This is a genomic window from Streptomyces sp. NPDC043726, assembly GCF_056436565.1.
The window spans coordinates 117,965-144,574 of the sequence record NZ_JBWKCI010000018.1 but is presented as its reverse complement, the minus strand read 5'-3'; the positions used below and the strand labels follow the sequence as shown (position 1 = coordinate 144,574).

Sequence of the window (26,610 nt, the reverse complement as noted above, 5' to 3'; positions counted from 1 at the left end):
TCATCGCGTCGTACTTCGTACGTCATATATGAGACGCGATATGTGAGATCCGAGAGGCGCGCATGACCTCTGTGCCCACGCCGATCCCCTCCCGCACGCAGTTCGTGCTGGAGGAGATCAAACGCCGTATCCTCACCGGCCGGTTGACGCCGGGCCAGGCCCTGGTGGAGGCCGAGCTCGCCGCGCAGTTCGGGGTGTCCAAGACCCCGGTGCGCGAGGCGCTCAAGACGCTCGCCGGGACCGGGCTCGTCGTGATGAACCAGTACAAGGGCGTCACGGTGCGCATGGTGGACGCGGACATGGCGCGCGAGGTCTACGACGTGCGGCTGCTCCTCGAACCCGAGGCGCTGAAGCGGGCCGTCCGCCGGGGCGCCTCGCTCGACGCCGCCCGCGACGCCCTCACCCGGGCCGACGTCGCCACCGACACCGCCGAACGCTCCCTGGCCAACCGGGAGTTCCACCGCGCCCTGTACCTGCCCTGCGGCAACCCGCTGCTCGGCCGGATGCTCGACGAGGTCCGTGACCAGGCCGCCCTCGTCTCCGCCGTCGCCTGGGCCGCCTCGCCCTCCTGGGAGCGGGAGGCCGGGGAGCACCGCGAGATCCTGCGGCTCGCCATCGAGGGCGACGCGGACGGGGCCGCCTCCGCCCTCCACGCGCACATCGCGTCTTTCGTCGAGCGGGCGTTCCCCGAGGCGCCGGAACAGGAAGGTCAGGAATGAGCGGCGTGACGTTCGAGACCCAGCGGGCGGCCCTGGCCGACGTGGTGTCGATCCCGGTGACCCCCTTCGCCGAGGACGGCAGCGTCGACCAGGACGTCCACCGGGCCCTGTTGCGCCGACTGCTCGACGGGGGGATCCGGACCCTCACCCCCAACGGCAACACCGGTGAGTTCTACGCCCTCACCCCGCAGGAACGCCGGCTCGTCACCGAGCTGACCGTCGACGAGGCCGGCGACCGCGCCGTGATCCTCGTCGGCGTCGGCCACGACCTGCCCACCGCCGTGGCCTCCGCCCGGCACGCCCGGGACCTGGGCGCCGCGATGGTGATGGTCCATCAGCCCGTCCACCCCTACGTCTCGCAGGCCGGCTGGGTCGACTACCACCGCGCCATCGCCGAGGCCGTGCCCGAGCTGGGCGTCGTCCCGTACATCCGCAACGCGCAGCTCACCGGCGAACGGCTCGCCGAACTCGCCGACTCCTGCCCGAACGTCATCGGCGTCAAGTACGCCGTACCGGATGCCGCCAAGTTCGCCGCCTTCGCCCGGGACGCGGGCCTGGAGCGGTTCGTCTGGGTGGCCGGGCTCGCCGAGCCCTACGCCCCCTCCTACTTCTCCGCGGGCGCCACCGGCTTCACCTCGGGACTGGTGAACGTCGCCCCGGCCGTCTCGCTGAACATGATCGAAGCGCTTCGATCCGGGGACTACCCGGCCGCCATGAAGGTGTGGGAGCAGATCCGCCGCTTCGAGGAGCTGCGCGCCGCCAACGGCTCCGCCAACAACGTCACCGTCGTCAAGGAGGCCCTCGCCTCCCTCGGCCTGTGCCGCCGGGACGTCCGCCCGCCGAGCAAGCCGCTGCCCGAGGACGAGCGCGCCGAGGTCGCCGCGATAGCCGCCGGATGGTCCCTGTGAAGGCGCCGGAAGAGCTCAGAAGCCATCAGTGGTACGGCACCGAGGGCCAGTTGCGCACCTGGTCGCACAACGCCCGGATGCGTCAACTGGGGTACGAGGAAGAGGAGTACCGGGGCCGCCCGGTGATCGCGGTCCTCAACACCTGGTCCGACATCAACCCCTGCCACGTCCATCTGCGCGAGCGCGCACAGGCGGTCAAGCGGGGGGTGTGGCAGGCCGGGGGCTTCCCGCTCGAGTTCCCGGTCTCCACGCTCTCGGAGACCTACCAGAAGCCGACCCCGATGCTCTACCGCAACCTCCTCGCGATGGAGACCGAGGAGCTGCTGCGGTCGTATCCCGTCGACGCGGCGGTGCTGCTCGGCGGCTGCGACAAGTCGACGCCGGCCCTGCTCATGGGAGCGGCCTCGGCCGACGTCCCGTCGCTGTTCGTGCCGGCCGGGCCGATGCTGCCGGGGCACTGGCGGGGCGAGACCCTCGGGTCCGGCACCGACATGTGGAAGTACTGGGACGAGCACCGCGCGGGCAACCTGACCGACTGTGAACTGCGTGAGCTGCAGGGCGGGTTGGCCAGGAGTCCCGGTCACTGCATGACCATGGGCACCGCGTCCACGATGACCGCGGCGGCGGAGGCCCTCGGCATGACGCTGCCCGGCGCCTCCTCGATCCCGGCCGTCGACTCCGGGCACGAGCGGATGGCCGCCGCCTCCGGGCGCCGTGCGGTGGACCTCGCCTGGAGCGGGCTCAAGCCCTCCGGGATCCTCACCCGGGAGGCCTTCGAGGACGCCGTCACCACGGTGCTGGGGCTCGGTGGCTCCACCAACGCGGTCATCCATCTGATCGCCATGGCCGGGCGGGCGGGGGTCAGGCTCACCCTCGACGACTTCGACCGCATCGCCCGTACGGTCCCCGTGCTCGCCAACGTCCGGCCCGGCGGACAGACGTACCTCATGGAGGACTTCCACTTCGCCGGTGGCCTGCCCGCCTTCCTCTCCCGCATCACCGACCTGCTGCACCTGGACCGGCCCACGGTCAACGGCACCCTGGGCGAGCAGATCGCCGGCGCCCAGGTGCACGACGCCGACGTCATCCGGCCCCGCGACAACCCCGTCGCGAGCGAGGGCGGGGTCGCCGTACTGCGCGGCAACCTCTGCCCGGACGGTGCCGTCATCAAGCACATCTCCGCCGAGCCGCACCTGCTCAAGCACACCGGGCCCGCGGTCGTCTTCGACGACTACAAGGCCATGCAGCGCACCATCAACGACCCCTCGCTGGGCATCACCGCCGACAGCGTGCTGGTGCTGCGCAACGCCGGACCCAAGGGCGGCCCCGGCATGCCCGAGTACGGCATGCTCCCCATCCCCGACCACCTGCTCAAGCAGGGCGTCCGGGACATGGTCCGGATCTCCGACGCCCGGATGAGCGGCACCAGTTACGGCGCCTGCGCACTGCACGTGGCGCCCGAGTCGTACATCGGCGGACCGCTCGCCCTCGTCCGCACGGGCGACCGGATCACCCTGGACGTCGAGGCGCGCAGCCTCCATCTCCACGTGGACGACGAGGAGTTGGAGCGCCGCGGGGCGGAGTGGACACCGCCGCCCGTCCGCTACGAGCGCGGCTACGGCGCGCTCTACAACGAGCAGATCACGCAGGCCGACACCGGCTGCGACTTCGAGTTCCTCGCCCGCCCGGGCAAGGTGGCGGACCCCTACGCGGGCTGAACCACAGCGAACCACAGCGCACCGCACGACCCGCACAGCCCTGTACACGGAGAAAGCGCTTCCTCCACGACGTACGCCCCGCACGACGCAAGAGATCGGAGAAACAGTCATGGCCCAAGCCGCAGCCGTGGCGAAACCGCCCGCGCCACCGAGGCGGCGCCGTGCCTCCGCCACCCCCCGCAGACTGCCGTACCTGTTGATCGCCCCGGCCGCCCTGCTGATGCTGGGCTTCATCGCCTACCCGGTCATCAGCGTCTTCTACTACAGCCTCCAGGACTACAACCCCACCAAGCCCTGGCGGAACGGCTTCGCGGGCTTCGACAACTTCGTCCACGCCTTCACCGACGACCCGCTGTTCTGGGACACCCTCGTCTTCAGCGCCAAGTGGGTCTTCGTCGAGGTCGGACTCCAGCTGCTGTTCGGCCTGGCGCTGGCCCTCATCGTCAACCAGACCTTCGTCGGACGGGGGCTCGGCCGCGCGCTGGTCTTCTCGCCCTGGGCCGTCTCCGGTGTGCTGACCTCCGCGATCTGGGTGCTGCTCTACAACTCCCAGACGGGCATCACCCGTTACCTCGCGGACATGGGCATCGGCTCCTACGGCACCAGCTGGCTGTCGGACACCTCCACCGTCTTCCCGGCGGCGATCGTCGCCGACCTGTGGCGCGGAGTGCCCTTCTTCGCGATCCTCATCCTCGCCGACCTCCAGTCCGTCTCGAAGGACCTGTACGAGGCCGCCGAGGTCGACGGGGCCAGCCGGTTCAAGCAGTTCTGGCACATCACGCTGCCCCATCTGAAGGACGCCATCATCCTGTCCACGCTGCTGCGCGCGGTGTGGGAGTTCAACAACGTCGACCTGCTCTACACCCTCACCGGCGGCGGACCCGCGGGGGAGACGACGACGCTCCCGCTGTACATCGCCAACACCAGCGTCGACGCCCACAACTTCGGCTACGCGTCGGCCCTGACGACCGTGGCGTTCGTGATCCTGCTCTTCTGCTCGATGGTCTATCTGCGGCTGAGCAAGTTCGGAGGTGACAGCAAGTGAGCGTCAAGGAAGCCACCCCCGTCGTGCCCGTCGCCAGGCGGAACCCGCCGCCGCCCCGCCCCTCGGGCAAGCACCGCGCCTGGGACGAGGTCCCGCGCTGGAACATCTACCTCCCGCTCGGCATCTATCTGCTCTTCACCCTGATCCCGTTCTACTGGATCCTGCTCTTCGCGCTCCGCCCGGCCGGCTCCACCTCGCTCGTGCCCTGGCCGATGACCTTCGACCACTTCGAGAAGGTCTGGAACGAGCGCAGCTTCGGCACCTACTTCCAGAACAGCGTCCTGGTCGGCGTCGCCACCCTGGTGATGACCACCCTGGTCGCCCTGGCCGGCGGCTACGCCCTCGCCCGGTTCGACTTCAAGATCAAGCGGGCCTTCATGCTCGGCCTGCTCTGCTCGCAGTTCGTGCCGGGGGCGCTGCTGCTGGTGCCGCTCTTCGAGATCTTCGCCGAACTCCAGATGATCAACTCGCTGGGCAGCGTCATCCTCGCGGAGACGGTCTTCCAGCTCCCGCTGTCGATGATCCTGATCAGCAACTTCATCAAGAACGTGCCGTACTCCCTGGAGGAGGCCGCCTGGGTCGACGGGTGCGGGCGGCTGCGGGCCTTCCGGGTCGTCGTCCTCCCGCTGCTGCGGCCCGGGTTGATCGCCGTCGGCTCCTTCGCCTTCGTGCACTCCTGGAACCACTTCCTGTTCGCCCTGATGTTCCTCAACAACCAGGACAAGCAGACCATCCCGGTCGGTCTGAACACCCTGATGAGCGCGGACAGCGTCGACCTCGGCGCGCTCGCGGCGGGCGGCATCATCGCCGCCGTACCCGTGGTGATCGTGTTCGCCTTCATCCAGAAGTGGCTGATCACCGGCTTCAGCGCGGGGGCGGTGAAGGGATGAGAGGGCACCGGTTCATCGTCCCGCTCGCCCTGCTGGGCGTGCTGAGCGTCCCCGCGCACGCCGAGGGCCGTGACATCGGCCGCGACACCCTGCCCGCGCACGACGGCTGGGCCTCGTACGGCACCGGCACGACCGGGGGCGCGGCGGCCGACGACGCTCATGTCCTCACGGTCACCGACCGCGCGGGCCTCGTCCGCGCCCTCGACGGCGGCAGCGACACCCCGAAGATCATCAAGATCGCCGGGACGATCGACGCCAACACCGACGACGACGGCGACCCCCTGGACTGCGCCGACTACACCACCGACGGCTACGACCTGAAGAAGTACCTGGCCGCCTACGACCCCCGCACCTGGGGTTCCGCCAAGCCCAGCGGCCCCCAGGAGGAGGCCCGCCAGGCCTCGGCGCGCCGGCAGGCCGAGCGCGTCGAACTGAGGGTGGGCTCCAACACCACCCTCGTCGGACTCGGTGACAAAGCCGTCCTGAAGGGCGCGAGCCTCCAGGTCACGGACGCCTCCAACGTGATCGTCCGCAATCTCGAACTCCGCGACGCCTACGACTGCTTCCCCGTCTGGCAGCCCAACTCCGGCGGCCTCGGCGACTGGAAGACGGCGTACGACAACCTCTGGCTGCGCGGCGCCACCCATGTCTGGGTCGACCATGTGACGTTGAGCGACAAGGGCCACCCCGACGAGGACGAGCCCACCCACTTCGGCCGCAACTACCTGCGCCACGACGGACTGCTCGACATCACCAACGGCTCCGACCTGGTCACCGTCTCCTGGAGCCGGTTCGCCGACCACGACAAGGCGATGCTCATCGGCAACAGCGACTCCGCCACCGGCGACCGGAGCAGGCTCCGGGTCACCCTGCACCACAACCAGTTCGAGTCCGTCGTACAGCGAGCCCCGAGGGTCCGCTTCGGGCAGGTGCACGTCTACAACAACCGCTACGTCGTCGAGGACGGCCTCCGGTACGCGCTCGGGGCCGGGACCGAGTCCGCCCTGTACGTCCAGAACAACGTCTTCCGCACCCCCGGCCACATCGAAGTCGCCGACCTGGTCAAGAGCTGGAACGGCAGCGCCCTGCACGACGAGGGCACCCTGTTCAACGGCTTCCCCGTCGACCTGCGCACCATCTACAACGCCTACAACCCCGGCGGCGAGCGCGATCTCACGGCCGACGTGGGCTGGACACCTACCCTGCACACAAAGATCGACAGCGCGGCGACGGCCGACCGAGCGGTGGCACGCGGCGCGGGCGCGGGGAGGATCCCATGAGCGGCACCGACATCGTCCTGGCGGGCGCGCGCGGCCATGGCCGCTGGCACCTGGAGAACATCCGACGGCTCCAGGACCAGGGCGTCGTACGGCTGGCCGGCGTCTGCGAGCTGACGCCGCTGACCGAGGCGGAGATCCCCGCGGGCCTCGGCACGCCCGAGCAGTCCGCCGACTTCGGCGCGCTCCTGGACTCCACCGGCGCCCGGATCGCGGTGATCTGCACCCCGATCCCGACCCACACGGACCTGGCGCTCCAGGCGGCGGCCCGCGGCGTGCACCTGCTGCTGGAGAAGCCGCCCGCCCCCTCCTTCGCCGAGTTCCGGCGCATGGCCGACGGAGTCGCGAAGGCGGGCGTCGCCTGCCAGATCGGCTTCCAGTCGCTCGGCTCGCACGCGGTGCCCGCGATCCGGCGGATGATCGCCGAGGGCACCATCGGCCAACTGGTCGGCATCGGCGGGGCCGGCGCCTGGGCCCGTCCCGAGGCCTACTACCGGCGCGCTCCCTGGGCCGGCAAGCGGCGCCTGAACGGCGCCGACGTGATCGACGGCGCGCTGACCAACCCGCTCGCGCACGCCGTCGCCACCGCCCTCGCGCTCGGCGGGTCCGGTCGTGCCGAGGACGTCACCGAGGTCGAGACCGAACTGCTGCGCGCCAACGACATCGAGTCCGACGACACCTCCTGCGTCCGGGTCTCCACCGCCCAGGGCCACCCGGTGGCCGTCGCCGCCACCCTGTGCGCCGAGCACCCCGACGAGCCGTACGTCGTGGTGCACGGCAGCAGCGGCCGGATCACCTTCTGGTACAAGCAGGACCGGGTCCTGCTCCAGCGCGCGGGCCACGGCCCCGAGGAGTCCGAGTACGGCCGCACCGACCTGCTGGAGAACCTCGTACGGCATCTCACCGACGGCGCCGACCTGCTCGTCACCCCCGAGGCGACCGGCGCCTTCATGAAGGTCGTCGAGGCGATCCGGCTCGCCCCCGACCCCGCCCCGCTGCCCGCCGGGGCCTGGCGTCTGCTCCCCGGGGAACAGCGCCGGGTCGTGCCCGGGGTCGACGGTCTGGTCGCGGCCGCCGCCGACTCCCTCGCCCTCTACTCCGAGCTGGGCGCCCCCTGGGCGCTGCCCCACGGACTCCGCAAAGAGGTGAGCACATGACGACGCCCAACGACACCCCGGTCCTGCGGGTCGCGGGCCGCCCGGTCGGCCGGTACGTCACCCGGCCCGAACTGCCCGACCGGCTCTCCCCGCGCCCCTACCTGCACCCGGTCACCACCCTGTCCGGTACGGCGGTCACCGAGCTGAGCCCCGCCGACCACCTCCACCACCTCGGCGTCGGTGTCGCCGTTCCCGACGTCGAGGGGCACAACTTCTGGGGCGGGCGCACCTTCGTCCGCGACCAGGGCCCCACCGAGCTGGACAACCACGGCGCCCAGCGCCACGCGGGCTTCCAGCTGCGCGACCCGGACGGCTTCGTGCAGGAGCTGCGCTGGATGGCGGCGGGCGCCGAGCTGCTGCGCGAGCGCCGTACCGTCGCGGCGACCGAACTGACCGACTCCGCCTGGGCGCTGGACTTCACCTTCTCGCTCACCAACAGCACGGCGGGCGTGCTGTCCATCGGCAGCCCCGCCACCAACGGGCGCCCCGGCGCGGCCTACGGCGGCTTCTTCTGGCGGGCCCGCAAGGAGGCCTCGGCCCCCGACGTCCTCACCCCCGGCGCGGAGGGCGAGGAGGCGGCGCACGGCAGCCGCGCCGACTGGGTCGCCCTGGTCGGCACCTCCTGGACGCTCGTGTTCGCCGGGGCCACCGAACGCACCCGCCAGGACCCGTGGTTCGTACGGACGGCCGAGTACCCGGGGGTGGGCTCCTCCCTGGCGTACGAGGACCGGCTGCCGATCGCCCCCGGTGACACCGTCGTCCGCAGGATCGTCACCGTGGTCGCCGACGGACGTCTCGACCGGGACGCGGCGACGGCGCTCATCAGGAAGGCGGTGAGCCAGTGACGACGTACACCAACCCGGTCCTGAACGCGGACTGGTCCGACCCGGACGTCCTGTGCGTCGGGGACGACTTCTACCTCACCGCCTCCAGCTTCGGCCGCGCCCCGGGGCTGCCGCTGCTGCACTCCCGCGACCTCGTCAACTGGACTTTGGTCGGCCACGCCCTCGAACGCCTGGAACCGGCTGCCGAGTTCAGGACGCCCCGGCACGACTGCGGGGTCTGGGCGCCCTCCCTGCGCCATCACGACGACCGCTTCTGGATCTTCTGGGGCGACCCGGACCAGGGCGTTTACCAGGTCAACGCCCCCGAGATCCGCGGGCCCTGGACCCGGCCGCACCTGCTGAAGTCCGGCAAGGGTCTGATCGACCCCTGCCCGCTGTGGGACGAGGAGACCGGCGAGGCCTACCTGGTGCACGCCTGGGCCAAGTCCCGCTCCGGCGTCAAGAACCGGCTCACCGGGCACCGGATGCGCCCCGACGGCACCGAGCTCCTCGACGAGGGCAAGGTGATCGTCGACGGCGACCGGATCCCCGGCTGGTTCACCCTGGAGGGCCCCAAGCTCTACCGGCACGACGGCTGGTTCTGGATCCTCGCTCCCGCCGGGGGAGTGGAGACCGGCTGGCAGGGCGCCTTCCGCTCGCGCGCCTTCTTCGGCCCGTACGAGGAGAGGATCGTCCTCGAACAGAAGGACACCGAGGTCAACGGCCCCCACCAGGGCGGCTGGGTGCGCACCCCGGCCGGCGAGGACTGGTTCGTCCACTTCCAGCAGCGGGGCGCCTACGGCCGGGTCGTGCACCTCCAGCCGATGCGCTGGGGCACCGACGGCTGGCCGGTCCTCGGCGACGAGGGCGCCCCCGTGGCCGTACACCGCAAGCCCACCCTGCCGCCGCAGCCGCCCGCCGCGCCCGCCACCGACGACGACTTCCCCGGCGGACGGTACGGCCGGCAGTGGCAGTGGACCGCCAACCCGCGTGAGGGCTGGTCCACCCAGCACTCCGCCGACGGGCTCCGGCTGACCTGCGTCCGCACCGCCGACGCGCACGACCTGCGCAGGCTGCCGAACGTGCTCACCCAGCGGCTGCCCGGGACGCCGGCCGCCGTCGAGGCCGAACTGCGCCTGGACAGCGCGGAACCGGGCGCGCGGGCCGGTCTCGCCGTGCTCGGGGACGCCTTCTCCTGGATCGGACTCCAGCGCGGCAGCGACGGCACGGTCCACCTGGTCCACCGGTTCGCCGAGGCCGTCGCCGAACAGGAGCGGGACGCCTCGCACCCACGCCTGGCACCCGAGGGGCGGGCGCGGCTGCGCATCGAGATCGGCTCCGGTGCCCGCTGCCGCTTCCTCTACGACGCCGGCGACGGCTGGACGTCCTCGGGTCCCGTCTTCGCCGCCACTCCCTGGCGCTGGGTCGGCGCCCTGCTCGGTCTGTTCGCCCTCGCGCCCACCGGTCAGGGACACGCCGGTGCCGCGAGCTTCACGCTCTTCCGGGTCATTCCCTCGTAACTCACCTTTTTCGTAAGCCTGTTGGGAGCCGCAATGACGCACCTCCGTGGCAAGCGCTTGCCGGGGGCGGGCAGAACCATGGCCGCCGTCGTGGGTCTGATCGCCGCGCTCGGTCTCGGGGCGGTCGGCGAGGCGGACGCCGTGCCCGTCGCCGGGTCCGTGTCCCGGTTCTCCGACACCCCGCACGGGTTCGCCTCCCTCGCCGGAGGCACCACCGGCGGGGCCGGCGGCAAGGTCGTCACGGTCACCGACCATGCGGCGCTGGCGAAATACGCGGCGGCGGCCGAGCCGTACGTCATCCGCGTCCAGGGCACCATCACCGCCGATCCGTTCGGAGCGAGCATCGAGGTCGCCTCGGACAAGACGATCGTCGGGGTGGGCGGTGGCGGGGAGCTGGTGCAGGGCGAGTTCCGTCTCAGCCCCGGCACCCACAACGTGATCATCCGCAATCTGACGATCCGGGACTCGGCGATCGAGGGCGACTGGGACTGCAAGGACACCGATTTCGACGGCATCCAGATGGACACCGTCCATCACGTCTGGGTCGACCACAACCGCTTCTCGAACATCTGCGACGGACAGCTCGACATCCGCGAGGACAGCGAGTACGTGACCGTCTCCTACAACCGGTTCGAGAACAACAACAAGACGTTCGGGCTGGGCTGGACGACCAACGTCCGCACGCAGATCACCGTCGACCACAACTGGTTCCGCAACACCAAGCAGCGCAACCCGTCGGTGGACAACGCGGCTTACGCGCACCTGTACAACAACTACCTGACCGCCCAGGCGGATCCGGGCGACCCCGTGTGGACGTACGGGAACTGGTCGCGCGGTCGGACGAAGATGGTCATCGAGAACAGCTTTTACGAGGACGTCCAGCACCCCTACCAGGCCGACGCCACCGCCGAGTTGGTGCAGCGCGGATCGATCCTCCGTCGTACGACGGGCCGCCACGACACCTGGGGCGCCGCCTTCGAGCCCCGGGAGTTCTACGACTACCGGCTCGACCCGGCCGCCGCCGTGCCCGCGCTGGTGAAGCGGTTCTCGGGGCCGCAGGAGCGGATCGGCGTGACGTTGCACGTACCCGCCGACCACCCGACCGTGCAGGCCGCCGTGGACGCCGTGCCCGACGGCAACGCCGTGCCCGTGACCATCGCCGTCGCGCCCGGGACGTACCGCGAGAAGGTGTTCATCCCCGCGACCAAGCCGAACATCCTGCTGCGCGGGACTGGACAGGACCGGTCCGACACGGTCATCGTCTACGACACGCCCGCCGCGTACGGCGGCTCCACCGGGAGCGCCACCGTACGGATCGCCGCGAACGACGTCACCGGGCGCAACCTCACCTTCAGCAACGACTTCGACGAGGCCGCGCACGAGCTGAACGGCGAGCAGGCCCTCGCCATGAAGACGACCGGTGACCGGATCGTCTTCGAGGACACGGCGTTCCTGGGCAACCAGGACACCCTGATGACCGACAGCCCCAAGCTGACCACCGTCAGCCGGGTCTACCTGCGCGACTGCTACATCGAAGGCGACGTCGACTTCGTCTACGGGCGGGCGACGACGGTCATCGAGCGGTCGGTGATCCGTGCGCTGAGCCGCGGCTCGGCCACCAACAACGGCTACCTCACCGCCGCTTCGACCTGGAAGGGCAACCCGTACGGCTTCCTGATCACCGACTCGAAGGTGGTCAGCGACGCACCGGCCGGATCCTTCCACCTCGGCCGGCCCTGGCACCCCGGCGGCGAACCCGACGCCGTCGCCCAGGTGCTGATCCGGGACACCGAACTGCCGGCCGCGATCAAGGCGGCGCCGTGGACCGACATGAGCGGGTTCTCCTGGCGGGACGCGCGGTTCACCGAGTACCGCAACCACGGCCCGGGGGCGGGGACTTCGCCGGACCGGCCGCAGCTGAGCGACGCCGAGGCGCGGGTCCGCACCGTCGCCGACTACCTCCAGGGCACGGACGGCTGGGCGCCGTACGTCCGCCACTGACCCCCACAACTCCATATCTCGCTGGATCCAGAAGAAGAGAGCCGACCAATGAAGATCAGCATCCGTAGAAGCAGGCGCGCTGCCATGGCCGTCGCCCTGGGCTCCGTGCTCGCCCTCACCGCCACCGCCTGCGGCGACGACGGCAGTGGCGGCGGCGGGGACAAGGGATCCGAGGGTTCCGGCACGGGCAAGATCGTCTTCTGGGACAACAACGGCGGTGTGCGCACCGACATCTGGAAGGAGATCATCGCCGACTTCGAGAAGGCGAACCCGGACATCGAGGTCGAGTACGTCGGGATCGCCTCCACCGAGTACCAGTCCAAGGTCGACACGGCCATCCAGGGCGGCGGCCTGCCGGACGTCGGCGGTGTGGGCGCCGCCATGCTCGCCGGGTTCTCCGCGCAGAACGCCCTGGAGCCGCTGGACGACCGGCTCGCCGGGTCCCCCCTGAACGGCAAGCTCAACGAGGACATGGTCACCTCGCTGAAGGCGGCCGGGGGCGGCGACGATGCGCTGTACTCCATTCCGACCTCCGCGAACAACGGTGTGCTCTACTACCGGACCGACCTGTTCAAGAAGGCGGGCCTGGACGAGCCGACGACCTGGGACGCCTTCTACGAGGCCGCGGAGAAGCTGACGAACGCCAAGAAGAACGAGTTCGGTTACACGATCCGCGGCGGCGCCGGATCCATCGCCCAGGCGCTGGACGCGATGTACGGGCAGAGCGGGATCACCTCGTTCTGGAACGGCGACAAGACCACCGTCAACGACCCGAAGAACGTGGAGGCGCTGGAGAAGTACGCGGCGCTCTTCAAGAAGGCCACTCCGGCCGCCGACCTCAACAACGACTTCACCAAGATGGTCGCGCAGTGGGACTCCGGCACGATCGGGATGCTGAACCACAACCTGGGCTCGTACCAGGACCATGTGAAGGCGTTCGGGACGGACAAGTTCCGGGGGATTCCGCAGCCGGTGGGTGACAGCGGCAAGCGGGTCCAGGTGTCCAACCCGGTCGACGGTCTCGGCGTGTTCCAGAGCTCCAAGAACAAGGAAGCCGCCTGGAAGTTCATCGAGTTCGCCGTCTCGCACGAGGAGAACTCCAAGTTCAACGAGTCCGCGGGGCAGGTGCCGGCGAACAACGACGCGGCGAAGGACGCGTGGGTGTCCACGGCCGAGCCCACGAAGCTGGCGGCCGAGGCGCTGACCGACGGTTCCACGACCATCGTCCAGCTGCCGTACTACCTGCCGGACTGGAACACCATCTCCAAGGCCGACAACGAGCCGAACTTCCAGAAGGTGCTGCTCGGGGACATGAGTGCGGAGGAGTTCCTCAACACGTTGGCCGAGCAGCTCAATGAGGCTCAGGCCGAATGGAAGGAACAGAACGGCTGAGAGGTCGGGTGCCTGATGCTGTGCGGCCGGCCGCGGGTCGGTTGTGGCTGGTCGCACAGTTCGCCGCGCTCCTGAGGAAGGAAGGTCACGTCAGTTGTCGATGTCCCGTAGACAGGTTGCCGCCTTCGCCGCTGCTCTGCCTGTCACCTTTGGTACCGCCCACGCCGGTGAGCAGCGTTCGCGCACTGTATTCGTCGCCGGAGACTCCACCGCCGCTCAGAAGTACGCCGACGCCGCTCCTGAGACCGGGTGGGGGATGGCTCTTCCCTTCTTCCTCCGGAAAGGGCTGGCCGTCTCCAATCACGCCGTGAACGGGCGCAGTTCCAAGAGCTTTGTCGACGAAGGGCGGCTGGATGTCGTTCTCTCGGCCATTCGGCCCGGGGACTTCCTGCTGATCCAGTTCGCTCACAACGACGAGAAGGCCACGGACCCGACCCGGTACACCGAGCCGTGGACGACGTACAAGGACTATCTGCGGCTGTACGTCGAAGGGGCCCGGGCCCGTGGAGCCCGGCCCGTGCTGGCCACCGCCGTCGAGCGGCGGAGGTTCGACGCCGACGGCAACGCATCGCCGAGCCACGGCGACTACCCGGCGGCGATGCGTGCGCTCGCCGAGGAGGAGCGGGTGGCCCTGCTCGACATCCAGGCCCTGTCGCTCCAGTTGTGGCAGTCGCTCGGTGTCGAGGAGACGAAGAAGTACTTCAACTGGACCGCCACCGAGCAGGACAACACGCACTTCAACCCGCCCGGAGCCATCGAGGTGGCGCGGCTCGTGGCGCGGGAGCTGCTGCGTACGCGGGTGCTGCGCCCGCAGGACCTCCGCCGGCTCGACGAGGCGATCCCGGAGTCCTGGATCACCTGGCCTCCGGCCGCCGCCTGAACCACTGACCACGTGAGAGAAGAGAGCCGCACGATGAACGCACAGAAGTGGCATGGGCATGCCACAGCCAAGGGTGCCGTGCTGATCGGCTGCACCGCGCTCGTGCTCGGGATGACCGGGGCCGGGACCGCCCAGGCCGGTTCCTCCCGTGACCTGGGCCGTGAGGTGCTCGCCGCCGGGGACGGATGGGCCTCGGAGGGGGCCGGGACCACCGGGGGCGCCGCCGCCGACGCCGCGCACGTGTACACCGTCTCCACCTGGGCCGAGTTCAAGGCCGCCCTCGCGGAGGGCGGGACCGCGCCCCGGATCATCAAGGTCAAGGGTGTGATCGACGCCGTCTCGGAGGGGTGCGACTCGCTCGCCGCCGAGGGATACGACTTCCAGCGGTACCTCGCCGACTACGACCCCGCCGTGTGGGGGCACGACACCCCGGTCAGCGGGGAGCAGGAGGACCTGCGGGCCGCGTCCGCCGCCAACCAGGACAAGATGATCAAGGCGAGCGTGCCGGCGAACACGACGATCGTGGGCGTCGGGCGGGACTCCGGGATCCGCGGGGGCAGCCTGCAGATCCGGGGCGTCGACAACGTGATCGTCCGCAACCTCACCATCGAGGCTCCCCTCGACTGCTTCCCGCAGTGGGACCCGACCGACGACAACAAGACCGGCGCCTGGAACTCCGAGTACGACGGGGTCGTCGTCTACGGCTCCACCCATGTGTGGATCGACCACAACACCCTGACCGACGGCCGCTATCCCGACAGCTCCCTGCCGGAGTACTTCGGCAAGGTCTACCAGCAGCACGACGGGCTGGTCGACGTGGTGCGCGGCGCCGACTACGTGACCGTGTCCTGGAACTCCTTCCGGGACCACGACAAGACCATGCTGATCGGCAACAGCGACAGCGCGGGCTCGACCGACGCCGGCAAGCTCAGGGTCACCCTGCACCACAACCGCTTCGAGGGCATCGTGGAGCGGGCGCCGCGTGTCAGGTTCGGGCAGGTCGACTCGTACAACAACCACTTCGTGGTGACCGGCGGGCAGAAGTTCGGCTACGTCTTCGGCATCGGCGCCTCCTCGCAGTTGTACGCCACCCACAACGCCTTCTCGCTGGCCTCCGGGATCAGCACCGGCAAGGTGCTGAAGAAGTGGAACGAGGCCCCGCTGACCGCCGAGAACAACTACGTCAACGGCAGGCTCACCGATCTGATCGCCGTCCACAACGCCGAGATCCCCGCCGAGACCCTCCAGTCCGGCGCCGGCTGGACGCCCACCCTGCGCACCAGGGTCGATCACCCGCGAGCCGTCCCGGGCATCGTCGACCACCGCGCCGGAGCCGGCCGCGTCTGCTGACCCGCGCCACGGCCGGGGCGCCCGCCGCCCCGGCCGCTCCAGGAAAGGAGAGCACCCGCATGCAACTCCCCCTGTCCAGAAGGGGTTTCCTGGTGGCGAGCACCGGCGCGGCCGTCGCCCTCGGCGCCGGCCCCGCACTGGCCGCCCCCGGCCCCCGCCCGTTCGGGCGGTACGGCTCGCCCGCCGCCCGCCTCACCCCGCACACGCTCTACGTCGACCCGCACGGCCGCGGCGACCACACCACCGTCCAGGCCGCGGTGAACGCCACCACCGGCAGCGGCTGGACGCTGGTCCTCGCGCCCGGCACCTACCGGGAGACCGTGAGCGTCGACGTCACCCGTACCGAGATGACCTGGCTCGGCGCCGGAGACGGCCCCCGGGACGTCGTCATCGTCTACGACAACGCCGCCGGCACCCCCAAGCCCGACGGCTCCGGGACCTACGGCACCTCCGGCTCGGCCACCACGACCGTGCGCGCCGACGGATTCACCGCCCGCCGGATCACCTTCGCCAACGACTGGCTGCGCGCCGACCACCCCGGGATCAGCGGCACCCAAGCCGTCGCCATCAAGGTCATGGGCGACCGCTCCGCCTTCCACCACTGCCGCTTCCTCGGCCACCAGGACACCCTGTACGCCGACACAGGCGCGCTCACCGTCTTCGCCCGGCAGTACTTCGCGCACTGCTACGCCGAGGGCGATGTCGACTTCGTGTTCGGGCGGGCCACGGCCGTCTTCGAGCACTGCCACTTCCGCACGCTGACCCGCACCGACCTGGCCGCCGCCCCGTACGGCTTCGTCTTCGCGCCCTCGACGGCCGGCGCCAACCCGCGCGGCTACCTGGTGACCAGGAGCCGTGTCACCAGCGAGGCCCCGGACGCCTACTACAAGCTGGCCCGCCCCTGGGTGCCCAGCTCCGACCGGACCGCGAGCCCGATGCTCACCGTCCGCGAGACCTGGCTCGGCCCCGGCGTCGACGCGGTCGCGCCCTACGCCAACATGTCGGACGCCTACCCGTGGCAGCTGCAACGGTTCGCCGAGTACCGCAACCTCGGCCCCGGCGCCGAGATCACGGTCCCGGAGAACCGCCCCCAACTCAGCGACGAACAGGCGGAGTCGGCGACGCGCACCACGTATCTCGGGGACTGGCAGCCCTGGAAGGAGGACTGCTGAGATGCGCCGGCGCACCCTCCTCGCGGGCCTGACCGCCGGAATCGCGGCGAGCGCGACCGGCACCGCACCCGCCCTCGCCGTCGGCCGACACGTTCTGCACGTCCGCCCGGGTGACTCCGTCCAGGCCGCCCTGGACGCGGTCACCGGGCCCGGCCGGACGATCGTGGTGCACCCGGGGATTTATCGAGAAGTCGTCAAAGTCCCAGCTGTCGCCGCCGAGTTGACCTTGCATGGCGCCACCCGGAACCCGCGTGACGTCGTCATCGTGTACGACAACGCCAACGGCACCCCGAAGCCCGACGGTTCCGGGACCTACGGCACCGCGGGATCCGCCACCTTCACCTCGGCCGCTCCCGGGCTCACCGTCCGGGACCTCACCCTCGCCAACGACTGGCTGCGCGCCGACCACCCCGAGATCACCGGCACCCAGGCGGTCGCGGCGTACATCACGGGGGACCGGTCGAGCTTCGACAACGTCCGCTTCCTGGCCCACCAGGACACGCTCTTCGTCGACACGACCGCGCTGACCTCCTTCGACCGGCAGTACTTCCACCGCTGCCACATCGAGGGCGACGTCGACTTCGTCTTCGGCCGGGCGACCGCCGTCTTCGAGCACTGCCGCTTCCACACCCTCCGGCGGGACGTGGACTTCACCCCCAAGGGCATGGTCTTCGCCCCCGCCACCGCCCGCGCCAACCCCTACGGCATCCTCGCGCTCCGCTCCCGCATCACCTCGGGGGCGGAGGACGGGGCGTACAAGCTGGCGCGGCCGTGGGTGCCGTCGTACGAGACGACCGCATGGCCCTCGCTGGTGGTGCGGGACACCTGGATCGGCCCGGGCGTCGACCCCGTGACCCCCTACACCGACATGCGTGAGGCGTACCCCTGGCAGACCATGCGCTTCCGGGAGTACGGCAACTCCGGGCCGGGCGCGGTGATCTCGGTCCCGGAGAACCGGCCGCAGCTCACGGCCGCGGAGGCCGAGGCGCACACCAAGCGGTCCTACCTGGGCGACTGGCGGCCGTATGGGCACGCCTGAGGACCTGTATCCGGCGCTGAAGAAGGACCTCGCCTTCCCGTTGGCCTGGGGCACCTCGCCGATCCGTGACTTCGGCACCTGGCGGTCGGTCGCCCGGGACAAGGTCGAGGAGTGCCTCGTCGTCGACCGGCAGGACGAGACGCCGTACGCGCCCGAATACGACACGTTCTCCCAAGCGGACGGATACACAAGGGAGTTGGTCACCCTCTCCCTCACCCGCTACGAACGCGTTCGGGGCGCGCTGCTCACCCCGCACGGTCCCGGGCCCTTCCCCGCCGTGCTGCTCCTGCACGACCACGGCGCCAGGTTCGACATCGGCAAGGAGAAGCTGGTCCGGCCCTGGTACGACGACACCCGGCTCGCCTCCGCTCAGGCCTGGGCCGACAAGTACTTCAGCGGACGCTTCGTCGGCGACGAATTGGCCCGGCGCGGATACGTCGTGCTGTGCCTGGACGCGCCGGGCTGGGGTGACCGCGGGCCGATCACCTACGAGCAACAGCAGGCCCTCGCCTCCAACTTCTACAACCTCGGCTCCTCGCTCGCCGGGCTCATGGCCCGGGAGGACGTCCGTGCCGCCGGTTTCCTGGCGGGTCTGCGCCGGGTGCGCCGGGTCGCGTCCGCCGGCTTCTCCATGGGCGCCTACCGGGCCTGGCAGACGGCCGCGCTCAGCGACGACGTCGCCGCCTGTGCCGCCGTGTGCTGGATGACCGGGCTGAAGGAAATGATGGTGCCCGGCAACAACACCCTGCGCGGGCAGTCGTCGTACTACCTGCTCCATCCCGGGCTCGCCCGGCATCTCGACATCCCCGACGTGGCGAGCATCGCCGCCCCCAAGCCGATGCTCCTCTTCAACGGCGGGCTCGACCCGCTGTTCCCGGCCGACGGTGTCCAGGTCGCGTACGACAAGCTGCGCGCCGTCTGGCGGTCCCGCCGCGCCGAGGAGCGGTTGCGCCCGAAGACCTGGCCGGACCTCGGTCATGTCTTCGTCGACCGCATGCAGGACGAGGTCCACGACTGGCTCGACCACGTCCTCTGATCACCGGTGAGCTCGTACCTGAACAACTGGGCTACCGCCGCACCGGCCTGATCGACTCCAGGGTCGGCACCACCGGCACGATCGTGCCGTCCGCCGCGAAGTCCAGGCGGTCGACGGTCGTCTCGCGGTGCGTGCCGTCCCCGCCGGGCCTGCCCGGGCCGTTGAGGGCGAAGCGGTGGTAGACGATGTACCAGTCGTCCGTGCCGGGGACGTTCACCACCGAGTGGTGGCCGGTGCCCTTGATGCCGTACTCGGGGCGCTTGGACAGGATCGTGCCCCGCTCGGTCCACGGGCCGAGCGGGGACGGCCCGGTCGCGTAGGCGACGTGGTAGTTCTCGCTGCGTGTGTCGTCCTCGGACCACATGAAGTAGTACGTCCCGCCGCGCTCGACCACGAACGAGCCCTCGCGGTAGTTCGCCGGGGTGATGTCCTTCACCCGGGCCGGGTCGAACGACACCATGTCGTCGTTCAGCGGGACGACATAGCCCCGGCCGTTGCCCCAGTAGAGGTACGACGTGCCGTCGTCGTCCGTGAAGACGGCCGGGTCGATCATCTGCCCGCTCCAGGCCCCGCCCTTCGCGACCAGCGGCTTGCCCAGCGCGTCCTTGAACGGGCCCGCCGGGGAGTCCGCCACCGCCACACCGATCTGCTGCTCGGCGCAGAAGTAGAAGTAGTACGTGCCGTCCCGCTCGGCGATCGCGGGCGCCCAGGCGTACTTGTCCGCCCAGGACACGTCCGGACCGAGGTCCAGGACGACGCCGTGGTCCTTCCAGTGGACCAGGTCCTTGGAGGAGTACGCCTTGAACCGCGTCCCGCCCCAGCCGCGGAAGCCGTCGGTCGTCGGATAGATCCAGTACTCGCCGTCCATGTAGCGCACATCGGGGTCGGCGTTCAGACCCGGCAGCACCGGACTGCGGGTCGGCACCGCCTCGACCGTCCAGGCGCGGCTCGTGCCGTCCGGCGCGGTGACGGTGTACGTCTGCGGCGTACGGAAGTCGCGGTGCGTACCGGACTTGGGGCTCACCGTCGCACCGGCGCCCAGCCAGAGCTGCGGCGCGAGGTGCCGCGGATCCGCGTCCGGGCGCATCGGCAGGACGACCTTGCTCGCCGACTCCGTGACGATGGCGTACCCCTGCTGCCCGCGCGCGGTCGCGTCGACGACCGACGCCGGGCTCTCCGGGTAGGCGGCGAGCAGCCGGTCGTACTCCGCCCGCGTCACCGGGATGACCGTGCCGTGCCGCGGGCTCGCCGGGAGCTGGTAGTCGGTGGACGGCGTCCACCGGCCCGAGTCCAGGTCGGTCGTCTCGAAGGGCAGGTAGCCACGGCCGCCGTACTCGTCGATGAACAGGTACCACTTCTCCTCGGTGTTCGACTTGAACACCGTCGGCCCCTCGCCCCGGTCCATCGCGCCGCTCCCGATGCAGTCGGCGACGAAGTCGTACGACGTGTCCGTCAGGGAGGCCGACTTCTCGCCGGTGACGAACTTCGAGCAGGGGCCGGCGGAGCCGGGGTCGCGCTCGTCCTTGGTGTAGCGGTAGTACGTGCCCGCGTGCTCGACGACCGTGGAGTCGATGACGGAGTAGCCGGGGTCGTTCCAGACCTTGGGCTCGCTGAAGGTGCGGAAGTCCTTCGTCGTCGCGTACAGCATCTTGTTGTACGTCGATCCCGTGTGGTCCGGGTCGTCCTCGGCGTACAGCTTGGACGCCCAGAAGACGACGTACTCGCCGAGCGTCTCGTCCCAGTACGCCTCCGGTGCCCAGGTGTTGCCCGCGTTGTCGGGTGCGACCTTCACCAGCCGCTGGTCGGTCCAGTGCACCAGGTCGGTGGACTCCCAGACCATGACGGACTTGCTGCCGTGCCGCTGGACCTGGTCCCAACTGCCGCTGGAATTGCGGTACATGCGCAGGTCGGTGGCGATCATGAAGAACTTGTCGCCCTCGGGGGAGCGGATCACGAAGGGGTCGCGCAGTCCCTTCTCCCCGGTCGTGGAGGTCAGGACCGGCTTGCCCGCGTTCAGCTCGCGCCAGTGCAGGGCGTCGTTGCCGCGGCTGAGGGCGTAGCGGATCTGCTCGCCGTCGGCGGTGCCCTCGCCGGTGAAGTAGGCGAAGAGGTAACCGGCGTACTGGGGGTGCTTCACGGGTGGCGCTCCTGAGTGGGCGGTGCCGGGCGGGACGGTGAGCAGGGCCAGGAGGAGTGAGAGACAGGCGACGAGCAGCAGGCGTGGGCGCATGTCAGTCCTGTGTGGGAGTGGGGGATTCTGTTGGAAGGTGCGCGCCTTCGGAGTGTCACCAGCGGGAAACAGCACGTCAATCGGTGGCGGCGGGATCAGGGGCAGCGAAAGTTTCGCTTGTTTTCGTTGAGGTACGGCAACCTCGGGCGGCCCGGTGGCGACTGCCTGGCGTCCCCATCCCCCAGGAAAGGAACGTTCCGTGCGTCAGAGCACCGGACGCCACCGCAGGACCCGCACTCTCTCCATCGCCGCGGCCGTGGCCGTCGCCGCGGGGGCGGGCGGCGTCCACCTCGGCCTCTCGAACGGCGGTGCCGAGGCCGCCTCGACGACGGTCACCGTGTCCTCCACGGCCGGACTGGAAGCGGCCGTGAAGAACGCGACCGCCGGTACCACCATCCTGGTGCGCGGCGGTACCTACACCCCGGCCGCCACCCTCAAGTCCACCGCGAACGGCACGAGGTCGGCGCGGATCACCTTGCAGGCCCACGGCGCGGAGAAGGTGCGGATCGACGGCTCCGAGCTGGCCGACGGCTCCTGGCTGGCCGGGATCCACGGCGACTACTGGACCGTCTCCGGGATCACCTTCCAGAACTCCCCGGCCCAGGGCTTCGTCGCCACCTCCTCGGTGGGCGGGATCTTCAAGAACCTCGTCACCGCGAACAACGGGGACTCCGGGTTCACCCTGCGGGGCGACGGCACGACCGGCAACCTCGTGGAGAACCTGGACAGTTACGGCAACTACGACCGGGCCGGGCACGGGCAGAACGCCGACGGCATCGCGGTGAAGTTCGGCTCCGGGACGGGCAACCGGATCACCGGGGCGCGGCTGTACAACAACTCCGACGACGGCCTCGACCTCTGGCAGTTCTCCTCGCCGATCACCATCGACCACTCCTGGGCCTTCGGCAACGGCGAGAACCGCTGGGGCGACCCGGCCTTCGAGGGCAACGGCAACGGCTACAAGCTGGGCGGCGGGGGCGTGACGGTGGCGCACGTCGTCAACAACAACGCGGCCTGGGACAACACGCTGAACGGCTTCACCGAGAACTCCAACCCGGGCGCGATCGTGCTGAACCGCAACACCGCGTATTCCAACGCCGAGGCGGGCTTCTACTTCGCCACCGGCAGGGCCCGGCTCGCCCGGAACCTGGCGGTGAGCGACAAGGGCGGTCCGTCCAAGCTGGGTTCCTCCACGCTGTCCGCCGCGAACAACTGGGACAGCGGGGTGTCGACGCCGGCCTTCAGGTCGGTGGACACGGCGACGGCGTACGGCTCCCGGCGGGCGGACGGTTCGCTGCCCGCGACGACCTTCCTGACCACGGGCTCCACCACCATCGGCGCCCCGATGGACTGAGTGCGGAAAGCGCAGCGCCCCCCACCGGTCGTCACCGGTGGGGGGCGCTTCTTCTGCTGACCGAGGGGGGCTCAGGCCAGCAGGACCTTGGGATTACTGGTACGTGATGTCAGACGCGGTGAAGCGGCATGACGTTCCGTCCGGGCCCACACCGAGCTGCGTCGGCTCGGCGCCGGTGTTGTTGCCCTTGAAGCGGACGCACGTCTTGATCTTCTTGCCGCTGTCCCCGTGGATCCGGACCTTGCGCAGCGAGGCGGTGTCCCCGTAGTTGGAGTTGATGCCCACGATCGAGTTCATCGGCGCGGTGACATCCACGTCGTTGATGATGACCGTGCGCTTGTACTGCGTGGAGCAGTTGCCGCAACTGCGCACCAGCTTGCCGGAGTTGGCGACCTGGAACTTGCTCACGACCAGCTTGCCCGCGCCGTTGAACTGCAGGACCTTGTCCGAGCCGTTCCTCGCACCACCGCCGTAGACCGTGTACACGGAGGAGGCGGACTTGCCCTTGAAGGTCGCCGCGTCCTCGCCGACGTCCAGCCACCACACGTTCTGGAGCGTGCAGGAGCCCATGCAGTGCACGCCGTCCGCGGCCGGGGTGCCGATGATCACGTTCTTCAGGACCGCGCCGTCGGCCAGCTGGAAGACCGGGTCCTGGCCCTCGTCCTGGCTGTCGCCGCCGAGCGCGCCGCTGCCGTAGAACTTCTTGTAGCCGCCGTCGTAGGTGCCCGACACCTTGATGGTGCTGGTCACGGCCTGGCTGCCCTTTGCGGTCGGCCAGGAGGAGGCGGCGCCCGCGGAGGACAGCATCGTCGTGGTGACGATCGCCGCGCCGGTGATGCCGAGGGCCGAGGCTCCGGCGATCACCGCCCGCCGCTTGGTGACCCGGCGGCGGTGGCGGACGCGCTGTTCAGCTGGTGCAGTCATGCCCATTCCTTGCGTGGGGAGTTGTTCCTTGCGCTACCTGGTCGCCACCGGTCGGGAATGGGTTGCCGCTCTTTCGGAAATTTCCTACGAGTCGCCTTCGGCGTCCGACTCGTCGTCCTGGTGGGGCGCGAAGCCGCCCGCCACGGACAGCTCTTCGTCGCCCGCGCGGGCCGTCGCGGAGTAGCCGTCGGCCTGGGCGTCCCGGCCGCCGCGCTCATGGTCGTACTGCCCGGCGAACACCCACTCGCCCGCCGGGACCGCACGGCCGTCCTTGAGCACCCAGGTGTAGACGAGGAAGCCGTCCCGCTCGCCGACCGTCAGCGCGAAGTCGTCCTCGGGCAGCGAGCGCCAGGCGCCGGTGGAGGTCACCCCGCCGGTCTGCGCGACCTTCAACTCCACGGTCAGTTCCGTGAGTTGCTCGTCGGTCTTCAGGGTCACATTGCTCTGCGCCCAGAACTCGTTGCTGTGCGGGTCGACCGAGCCGTCCGACCACAGCGGACCGTCCTCCTCGCCGGCGGCGGGCGGCTCGGAGCTCTGCGTCGGCCGTGCCGTGGTCGGCGTGCCGCTCGGCTCGCGGGTGGCCTCCTTCGACGGCTCCGGGCCGGGGTCGGCCGGGGGAGTGGGCGGGGCCGGCGCGCGGCTGGTCGCGTCCGGCGAGGGGGTGGGCGTCGGCGAGGTGGCCACCGTCTGCTGCGGGGCGTCCTCCTTCACGGCCGAAGCCACCGCGTACCCGCCGATCGCGAGCACCCCCGCGACCGCGGCCGTGGCGCCGACCACGCGCATCCAGCCGAACACCGGCGGACGGGCCGGCCGGTGGTCGGGACGGACCTGTCCCGGAGCATCCATGCCGCGCTCGATCCGGGCGAGGATGCGCTCGCGGTCCGGTTCGTGCGCCTCGGCCGCCTCGTGCAGCCGGGCGCGCAGCTCGTCGTGCACGTCCCGCTGCATCGTCATCGGTCCCTTCCCGCGGTGTCGCCGGTGCGCGCCATCGCCGCGTGCATCCTGAACGGTGCCCCCTGCGAGCCGAGCAGCCGTTGCAGCTCCGCCATCCCCTTCGACGTCTGGCTCTTGACCGTACCCACGGAGACACCCAGGGCGAGCGCCGTGTCCTTCTCCGAGAGGTCGAAGGCGTGCCGCAGCACCACACAGGCCCGTTTGCGGAACGGCAGTCTACGCAGCGCCTCCTGGACGTCGACCACACCGGCCACGTCCGGGTTCTCGGTCCTCTCCTCGCGCTGCGACCAGAACAGGGCGACCCGGCGCCGCTCGCGCACCGCGCTGCGGATCCGGGTGCGGGCCAGGTTGGCGATCACGCCCCGGGCGTAGGCGACGGGGTGGTCGGCGGCGCGGACCCGGTCCCAGCGATGCCACAGTGCCAGCAGGGCGTCGGCCGCCAGATCGTCGGCGGCGTCCGCCTCGCCCGTCAACAGATGGGCCAGGCGGGAGAGTTCGGCGTAGTGGCGTTCGAAGAAGGCATGGAACTCCACGGAGGCTGCGTCGTCGACGACTGTGCCCACGGGCGACCTCTCCTGCCTGTGAGTGTGCCTGTCAGCGGCATGTGAATGACATGTGATCGTCCGGCGATCTTCCGGTCGAGGTGCGGAAGCGTAGCAGTAAGCGCATGCATGGTTCGTACGAGGCTTCGAACGGCGTGTGGCGGATCGCACGTGAACAGCGGTGATTCCGTAACACGGGGAAAACCTGAGGCGGGTTCAACAGGGGAACAATCCAGCCAGCATCCGCACATCGATCATTCAGGCAACAAGGAGCCACATGAGCAGCGTCGATCGCTTCTTCAGGATCTCCGAACGGGGGTCCACGTTCGGCCGTGAGATACGCGGCGGCTTCGCCACGTTCTTCACGATGGCCTACATCCTTGTCCTGAATCCCATCATCCTGGGCAGCGCGAAGGACAAGTTCGGCGAGACGCTCGACCCGGTCCAACTCACCACCGCCACCGCCCTGGTGGCCGCCGTGATGACGGTCATCATGGGCGTCGGCGGCAACCTCCCGCTCGCGCTCGCCGCGGGCCTCGGCCTGAACGCCGTCGTCGCCTTCCAAATCGCCCCGCTGATGAGCTGGGACGACGCGATGGGCCTGGTCGTCCTCGAAGGCCTGCTGATCTGCGTGCTGGTCGTCACCGGACTGCGCGAGGCCGTCATGCACGCCATCCCGCAACCCCTGAAGCAGGCGATCAGCGTCGGCATCGGCCTGTTCATCGCCTTCATCGGCTTCGTCGACGCCGGCTTCGTCAGCCGTATCCCGGACGCGGCGAACACCACGGTTCCGGTGCAGCTCGGGGGCACCGGCAACCTCACCGGCTGGCCGATCCTCGTGTTCTGCCTCGGGGTCCTGCTGACGATCGGGCTGCTCGCGCGCAAGGTGAAGGGCGCGATCCTGATCAGCATCGTCGTGATGACGGTCGTCGCCCTCGTCATCAACTCGATCGCCGACGTCAAGAGCTGGGGCCTGACCACGCCCGAGTGGCCCGACAAGCTGGTCGACACCCCCGACTTCGGGCTCATCGGCCAGTTCAGCCTGTTCGGCGCCTTCGGCGAGACCACGGTCATCACGGTCGTGCTGCTCGTCTTCACGCTCGTGCTGTCCGACTTCTTCGACACCATGGGTACGGTCGTCGGCATCACCGCCGAGGCGGACCTGCTGGACGAGGAGGGCAAGGTCCCGAACCTCGGCCGGGTGCTCCTCATCGACGGCGCGGCGGCGGTCGCGGGCGGCGCGGCCTCCTCGTCCTCGGCGACCTCCTACATCGAGTCGGCGGCGGGCGTCGGAGAGGGCTCCCGCACGGGCTTCTCCAACCTGGTCACCGGCGGTCTGTTCGCCCTCGCCCTGTTCCTCGGTCCGCTGCTCACCATCGTCCCGCTCCAGGCCGCGGCGCCCGCCCTCGTCGCCGTCGGCTTCCTGATGATGACCCAGGTCAAGAACATCGACTGGGACAGGTACGAGATCGCCATCCCGGCCTTCCTGACCATCGCCGTGATGCCGTTCACGTACTCCATCACGAACGGCATCGGGGCGGGCTTCCTCGCCTACGTCCTCATCAAGTCCGTGCTCGGCAAGGCCAAGGAGGTCCACTGGCTGCTGTGGGGCACCTCGGCGCTGTTCCTCGTGTACTTCGCCATCGACCCGATCGAGCAGGTGCTGGGCGTCAAGTAG

At 70.1% G+C, this 26,610-nt stretch carries 22 protein-coding genes; 18 read left to right on the top strand and 4 right to left on the bottom strand.

The genetic code is table 11. The features are described from left to right. The first annotated feature begins 62 nt into the window (after positions 1–62). From AC068Z_RS37850 to AC068Z_RS37775, 16 genes are all read left to right on the top strand, one after another. Positions 63–719, top strand: coding sequence for a GntR family transcriptional regulator (locus tag AC068Z_RS37850; protein ID WP_478566717.1), 657 nt, complete (start codon positions 63–65; stop codon positions 717–719). After that, positions 716–1,627 carry a dihydrodipicolinate synthase family protein gene (locus AC068Z_RS37845; RefSeq protein ID WP_478566714.1) on the top strand — a complete coding sequence of 304 codons (912 nt, stop codon included), beginning with the start codon at positions 716–718 and terminating at the stop codon, positions 1,625–1,627. Before AC068Z_RS37850 ends, AC068Z_RS37845 begins: the two co-directional genes overlap by 4 nt. Beyond that, positions 1,615–3,345: an L-arabinonate dehydratase gene (gene araD / locus AC068Z_RS37840; protein WP_478566711.1), complete on the top strand. Its 1,731-nt coding sequence runs from the start codon at positions 1,615–1,617 to the stop codon at positions 3,343–3,345. Before AC068Z_RS37845 ends, araD begins: the two co-directional genes overlap by 13 nt. 109 nt (positions 3,346–3,454) lie before the next feature. Beyond that, entirely contained in the window at positions 3,455–4,390 is a 936-nt protein-coding gene (locus tag AC068Z_RS37835) for a carbohydrate ABC transporter permease (RefSeq protein WP_478566708.1), read from the top strand. Further along, positions 4,387–5,280 (top strand): carbohydrate ABC transporter permease, encoded by an 894-nt coding sequence (locus tag AC068Z_RS37830; RefSeq protein WP_478566705.1) that lies wholly within the window; start codon positions 4,387–4,389, stop codon positions 5,278–5,280. The genes AC068Z_RS37835 and AC068Z_RS37830 overlap by 4 nt, the downstream gene beginning before the upstream one ends. Then, positions 5,277–6,560, top strand: a complete 1,284-nt coding sequence (locus AC068Z_RS37825) for a pectate lyase family protein (protein WP_478566702.1) — start codon at positions 5,277–5,279, stop codon at positions 6,558–6,560. Before AC068Z_RS37830 ends, AC068Z_RS37825 begins: the two co-directional genes overlap by 4 nt. Further along, a complete protein-coding gene (locus AC068Z_RS37820) occupies positions 6,557–7,714 on the top strand; it encodes a Gfo/Idh/MocA family protein (RefSeq protein WP_478566699.1) in 1,158 nt (385 codons plus the stop codon). The genes AC068Z_RS37825 and AC068Z_RS37820 overlap by 4 nt, the downstream gene beginning before the upstream one ends. Beyond that, entirely contained in the window at positions 7,711–8,559 is an 849-nt protein-coding gene (locus tag AC068Z_RS37815; RefSeq protein WP_478566696.1) for a DUF6807 domain-containing protein, read from the top strand. Before AC068Z_RS37820 ends, AC068Z_RS37815 begins: the two co-directional genes overlap by 4 nt. Beyond that, positions 8,556–10,058, top strand: coding sequence for a glycoside hydrolase family 43 protein (locus AC068Z_RS37810; protein WP_478566693.1), 1,503 nt, complete (start codon positions 8,556–8,558; stop codon positions 10,056–10,058). Before AC068Z_RS37815 ends, AC068Z_RS37810 begins: the two co-directional genes overlap by 4 nt. Before the next feature lie 33 nt (positions 10,059–10,091). Further along, a complete protein-coding gene (locus AC068Z_RS37805; RefSeq protein WP_478566690.1) occupies positions 10,092–12,059 on the top strand; it encodes a pectinesterase family protein in 1,968 nt (655 codons plus the stop codon). A gap of 48 nt (positions 12,060–12,107) precedes the next feature. After that, complete coding sequence (locus AC068Z_RS37800; RefSeq protein WP_478566687.1) at positions 12,108–13,451, top strand: ABC transporter substrate-binding protein; 1,344 nt, start codon at positions 12,108–12,110, stop codon at positions 13,449–13,451. 94 nt (positions 13,452–13,545) lie between these two features. Then, on the top strand, positions 13,546–14,331 hold the full coding sequence (locus tag AC068Z_RS37795) for a rhamnogalacturonan acetylesterase (RefSeq protein WP_478566684.1): 786 nt from the start codon (positions 13,546–13,548) through the stop codon (positions 14,329–14,331). Positions 14,332–14,364: 33 nt separating this feature from the next. Then, on the top strand, positions 14,365–15,681 hold the full coding sequence (locus AC068Z_RS37790) for a pectate lyase family protein (protein ID WP_478566681.1): 1,317 nt from the start codon (positions 14,365–14,367) through the stop codon (positions 15,679–15,681). A gap of 59 nt (positions 15,682–15,740) precedes the next feature. Beyond that, complete coding sequence (locus tag AC068Z_RS37785; protein ID WP_478566678.1) at positions 15,741–16,853, top strand: pectinesterase family protein; 1,113 nt, start codon at positions 15,741–15,743, stop codon at positions 16,851–16,853. A 1-nt stretch (position 16,854) separates the two neighbouring features. Next, positions 16,855–17,892: a pectinesterase family protein gene (locus AC068Z_RS37780; RefSeq protein WP_478566675.1), complete on the top strand. Its 1,038-nt coding sequence runs from the start codon at positions 16,855–16,857 to the stop codon at positions 17,890–17,892. Further along, positions 17,879–18,928, top strand: a complete 1,050-nt coding sequence (locus AC068Z_RS37775) for a dienelactone hydrolase family protein (protein ID WP_478566672.1) — start codon at positions 17,879–17,881, stop codon at positions 18,926–18,928. The genes AC068Z_RS37780 and AC068Z_RS37775 overlap by 14 nt, the downstream gene beginning before the upstream one ends. Positions 18,929–18,959: 31 nt before the next feature. Here the strand turns inward: AC068Z_RS37775 and AC068Z_RS37770 are convergent, their stop codons facing one another. After that, positions 18,960–21,158: a glycoside hydrolase family 43 protein gene (locus tag AC068Z_RS37770; protein WP_478566670.1), complete on the bottom strand. Its 2,199-nt coding sequence runs from the start codon at positions 21,156–21,158 to the stop codon at positions 18,960–18,962. 199 nt (positions 21,159–21,357) lie between these two features. Here AC068Z_RS37770 and AC068Z_RS37765 point away from each other — a divergent pair, with 199 nt between their 5' ends. After that, positions 21,358–22,512, top strand: coding sequence for a right-handed parallel beta-helix repeat-containing protein (locus AC068Z_RS37765; RefSeq protein ID WP_478566667.1), 1,155 nt, complete (start codon positions 21,358–21,360; stop codon positions 22,510–22,512). Between the two features lie 93 nt (positions 22,513–22,605). Here AC068Z_RS37765 and AC068Z_RS37760 read toward each other — a convergent pair whose 3' ends face one another. The 3 genes from AC068Z_RS37760 to AC068Z_RS37750 form a co-directional block, all read right to left on the bottom strand. Further along, complete coding sequence (locus AC068Z_RS37760; RefSeq protein WP_478566664.1) at positions 22,606–23,436, bottom strand: pectate lyase; 831 nt, start codon at positions 23,434–23,436, stop codon at positions 22,606–22,608. An 84-nt stretch (positions 23,437–23,520) separates the two neighbouring features. Further along, positions 23,521–24,390 carry an anti-sigma factor gene (locus tag AC068Z_RS37755; protein ID WP_478566661.1) on the bottom strand — a complete coding sequence of 290 codons (870 nt, stop codon included), beginning with the start codon at positions 24,388–24,390 and terminating at the stop codon, positions 23,521–23,523. After that, complete coding sequence (locus AC068Z_RS37750; RefSeq protein WP_478566658.1) at positions 24,387–24,953, bottom strand: SigE family RNA polymerase sigma factor; 567 nt, start codon at positions 24,951–24,953, stop codon at positions 24,387–24,389. Before AC068Z_RS37750 ends, AC068Z_RS37755 begins: the two co-directional genes overlap by 4 nt. Positions 24,954–25,209: 256 nt before the next feature. Here AC068Z_RS37750 and AC068Z_RS37745 point away from each other — a divergent pair, with 256 nt between their 5' ends. Next, positions 25,210–26,610 (top strand): NCS2 family permease, encoded by a 1,401-nt coding sequence (locus AC068Z_RS37745; protein WP_478566655.1) that lies wholly within the window; start codon positions 25,210–25,212, stop codon positions 26,608–26,610.

What these genes read in the sequence shown, in the direction of transcription:
- AC068Z_RS37755 (WP_478566661.1), bottom strand. Translation starts at nt 24,390, where the DNA reads ATGACGATGCAGCGGGACGTGCACGACGAGCTGCGCGCCCGGCTGCAC.
- AC068Z_RS37785 (WP_478566678.1), top strand. Translation starts at nt 15,741, where the DNA reads ATGCAACTCCCCCTGTCCAGAAGGGGTTTCCTGGTGGCGAGCACCGGC.
- AC068Z_RS37770 (WP_478566670.1), bottom strand. Translation starts at nt 21,158, where the DNA reads ATGCGCCCACGCCTGCTGCTCGTCGCCTGTCTCTCACTCCTCCTGGCC.
- AC068Z_RS37815 (WP_478566696.1), top strand. Translation starts at nt 7,711, where the DNA reads ATGACGACGCCCAACGACACCCCGGTCCTGCGGGTCGCGGGCCGCCCG.
- AC068Z_RS37775 (WP_478566672.1), top strand. Translation starts at nt 17,879, where the DNA reads ATGGGCACGCCTGAGGACCTGTATCCGGCGCTGAAGAAGGACCTCGCC.
- AC068Z_RS37820 (WP_478566699.1), top strand. Translation starts at nt 6,557, where the DNA reads ATGAGCGGCACCGACATCGTCCTGGCGGGCGCGCGCGGCCATGGCCGC.
- AC068Z_RS37780 (WP_478566675.1), top strand. Translation starts at nt 16,855, where the DNA reads ATGCGCCGGCGCACCCTCCTCGCGGGCCTGACCGCCGGAATCGCGGCG.
- araD (WP_478566711.1), top strand. Translation starts at nt 1,615, where the DNA reads ATGGTCCCTGTGAAGGCGCCGGAAGAGCTCAGAAGCCATCAGTGGTAC.
- AC068Z_RS37745 (WP_478566655.1), top strand. Translation starts at nt 25,210, where the DNA reads ATGAGCAGCGTCGATCGCTTCTTCAGGATCTCCGAACGGGGGTCCACG.
- AC068Z_RS37805 (WP_478566690.1), top strand. Translation starts at nt 10,092, where the DNA reads ATGACGCACCTCCGTGGCAAGCGCTTGCCGGGGGCGGGCAGAACCATG.
- AC068Z_RS37845 (WP_478566714.1), top strand. Translation starts at nt 716, where the DNA reads ATGAGCGGCGTGACGTTCGAGACCCAGCGGGCGGCCCTGGCCGACGTG.
- AC068Z_RS37825 (WP_478566702.1), top strand. Translation starts at nt 5,277, where the DNA reads ATGAGAGGGCACCGGTTCATCGTCCCGCTCGCCCTGCTGGGCGTGCTG.
- AC068Z_RS37760 (WP_478566664.1), bottom strand. Translation starts at nt 23,436, where the DNA reads ATGACTGCACCAGCTGAACAGCGCGTCCGCCACCGCCGCCGGGTCACC.
- AC068Z_RS37790 (WP_478566681.1), top strand. Translation starts at nt 14,365, where the DNA reads ATGAACGCACAGAAGTGGCATGGGCATGCCACAGCCAAGGGTGCCGTG.
- AC068Z_RS37835 (WP_478566708.1), top strand. Translation starts at nt 3,455, where the DNA reads ATGGCCCAAGCCGCAGCCGTGGCGAAACCGCCCGCGCCACCGAGGCGG.
- AC068Z_RS37850 (WP_478566717.1), top strand. Translation starts at nt 63, where the DNA reads ATGACCTCTGTGCCCACGCCGATCCCCTCCCGCACGCAGTTCGTGCTG.
- AC068Z_RS37800 (WP_478566687.1), top strand. Translation starts at nt 12,108, where the DNA reads ATGAAGATCAGCATCCGTAGAAGCAGGCGCGCTGCCATGGCCGTCGCC.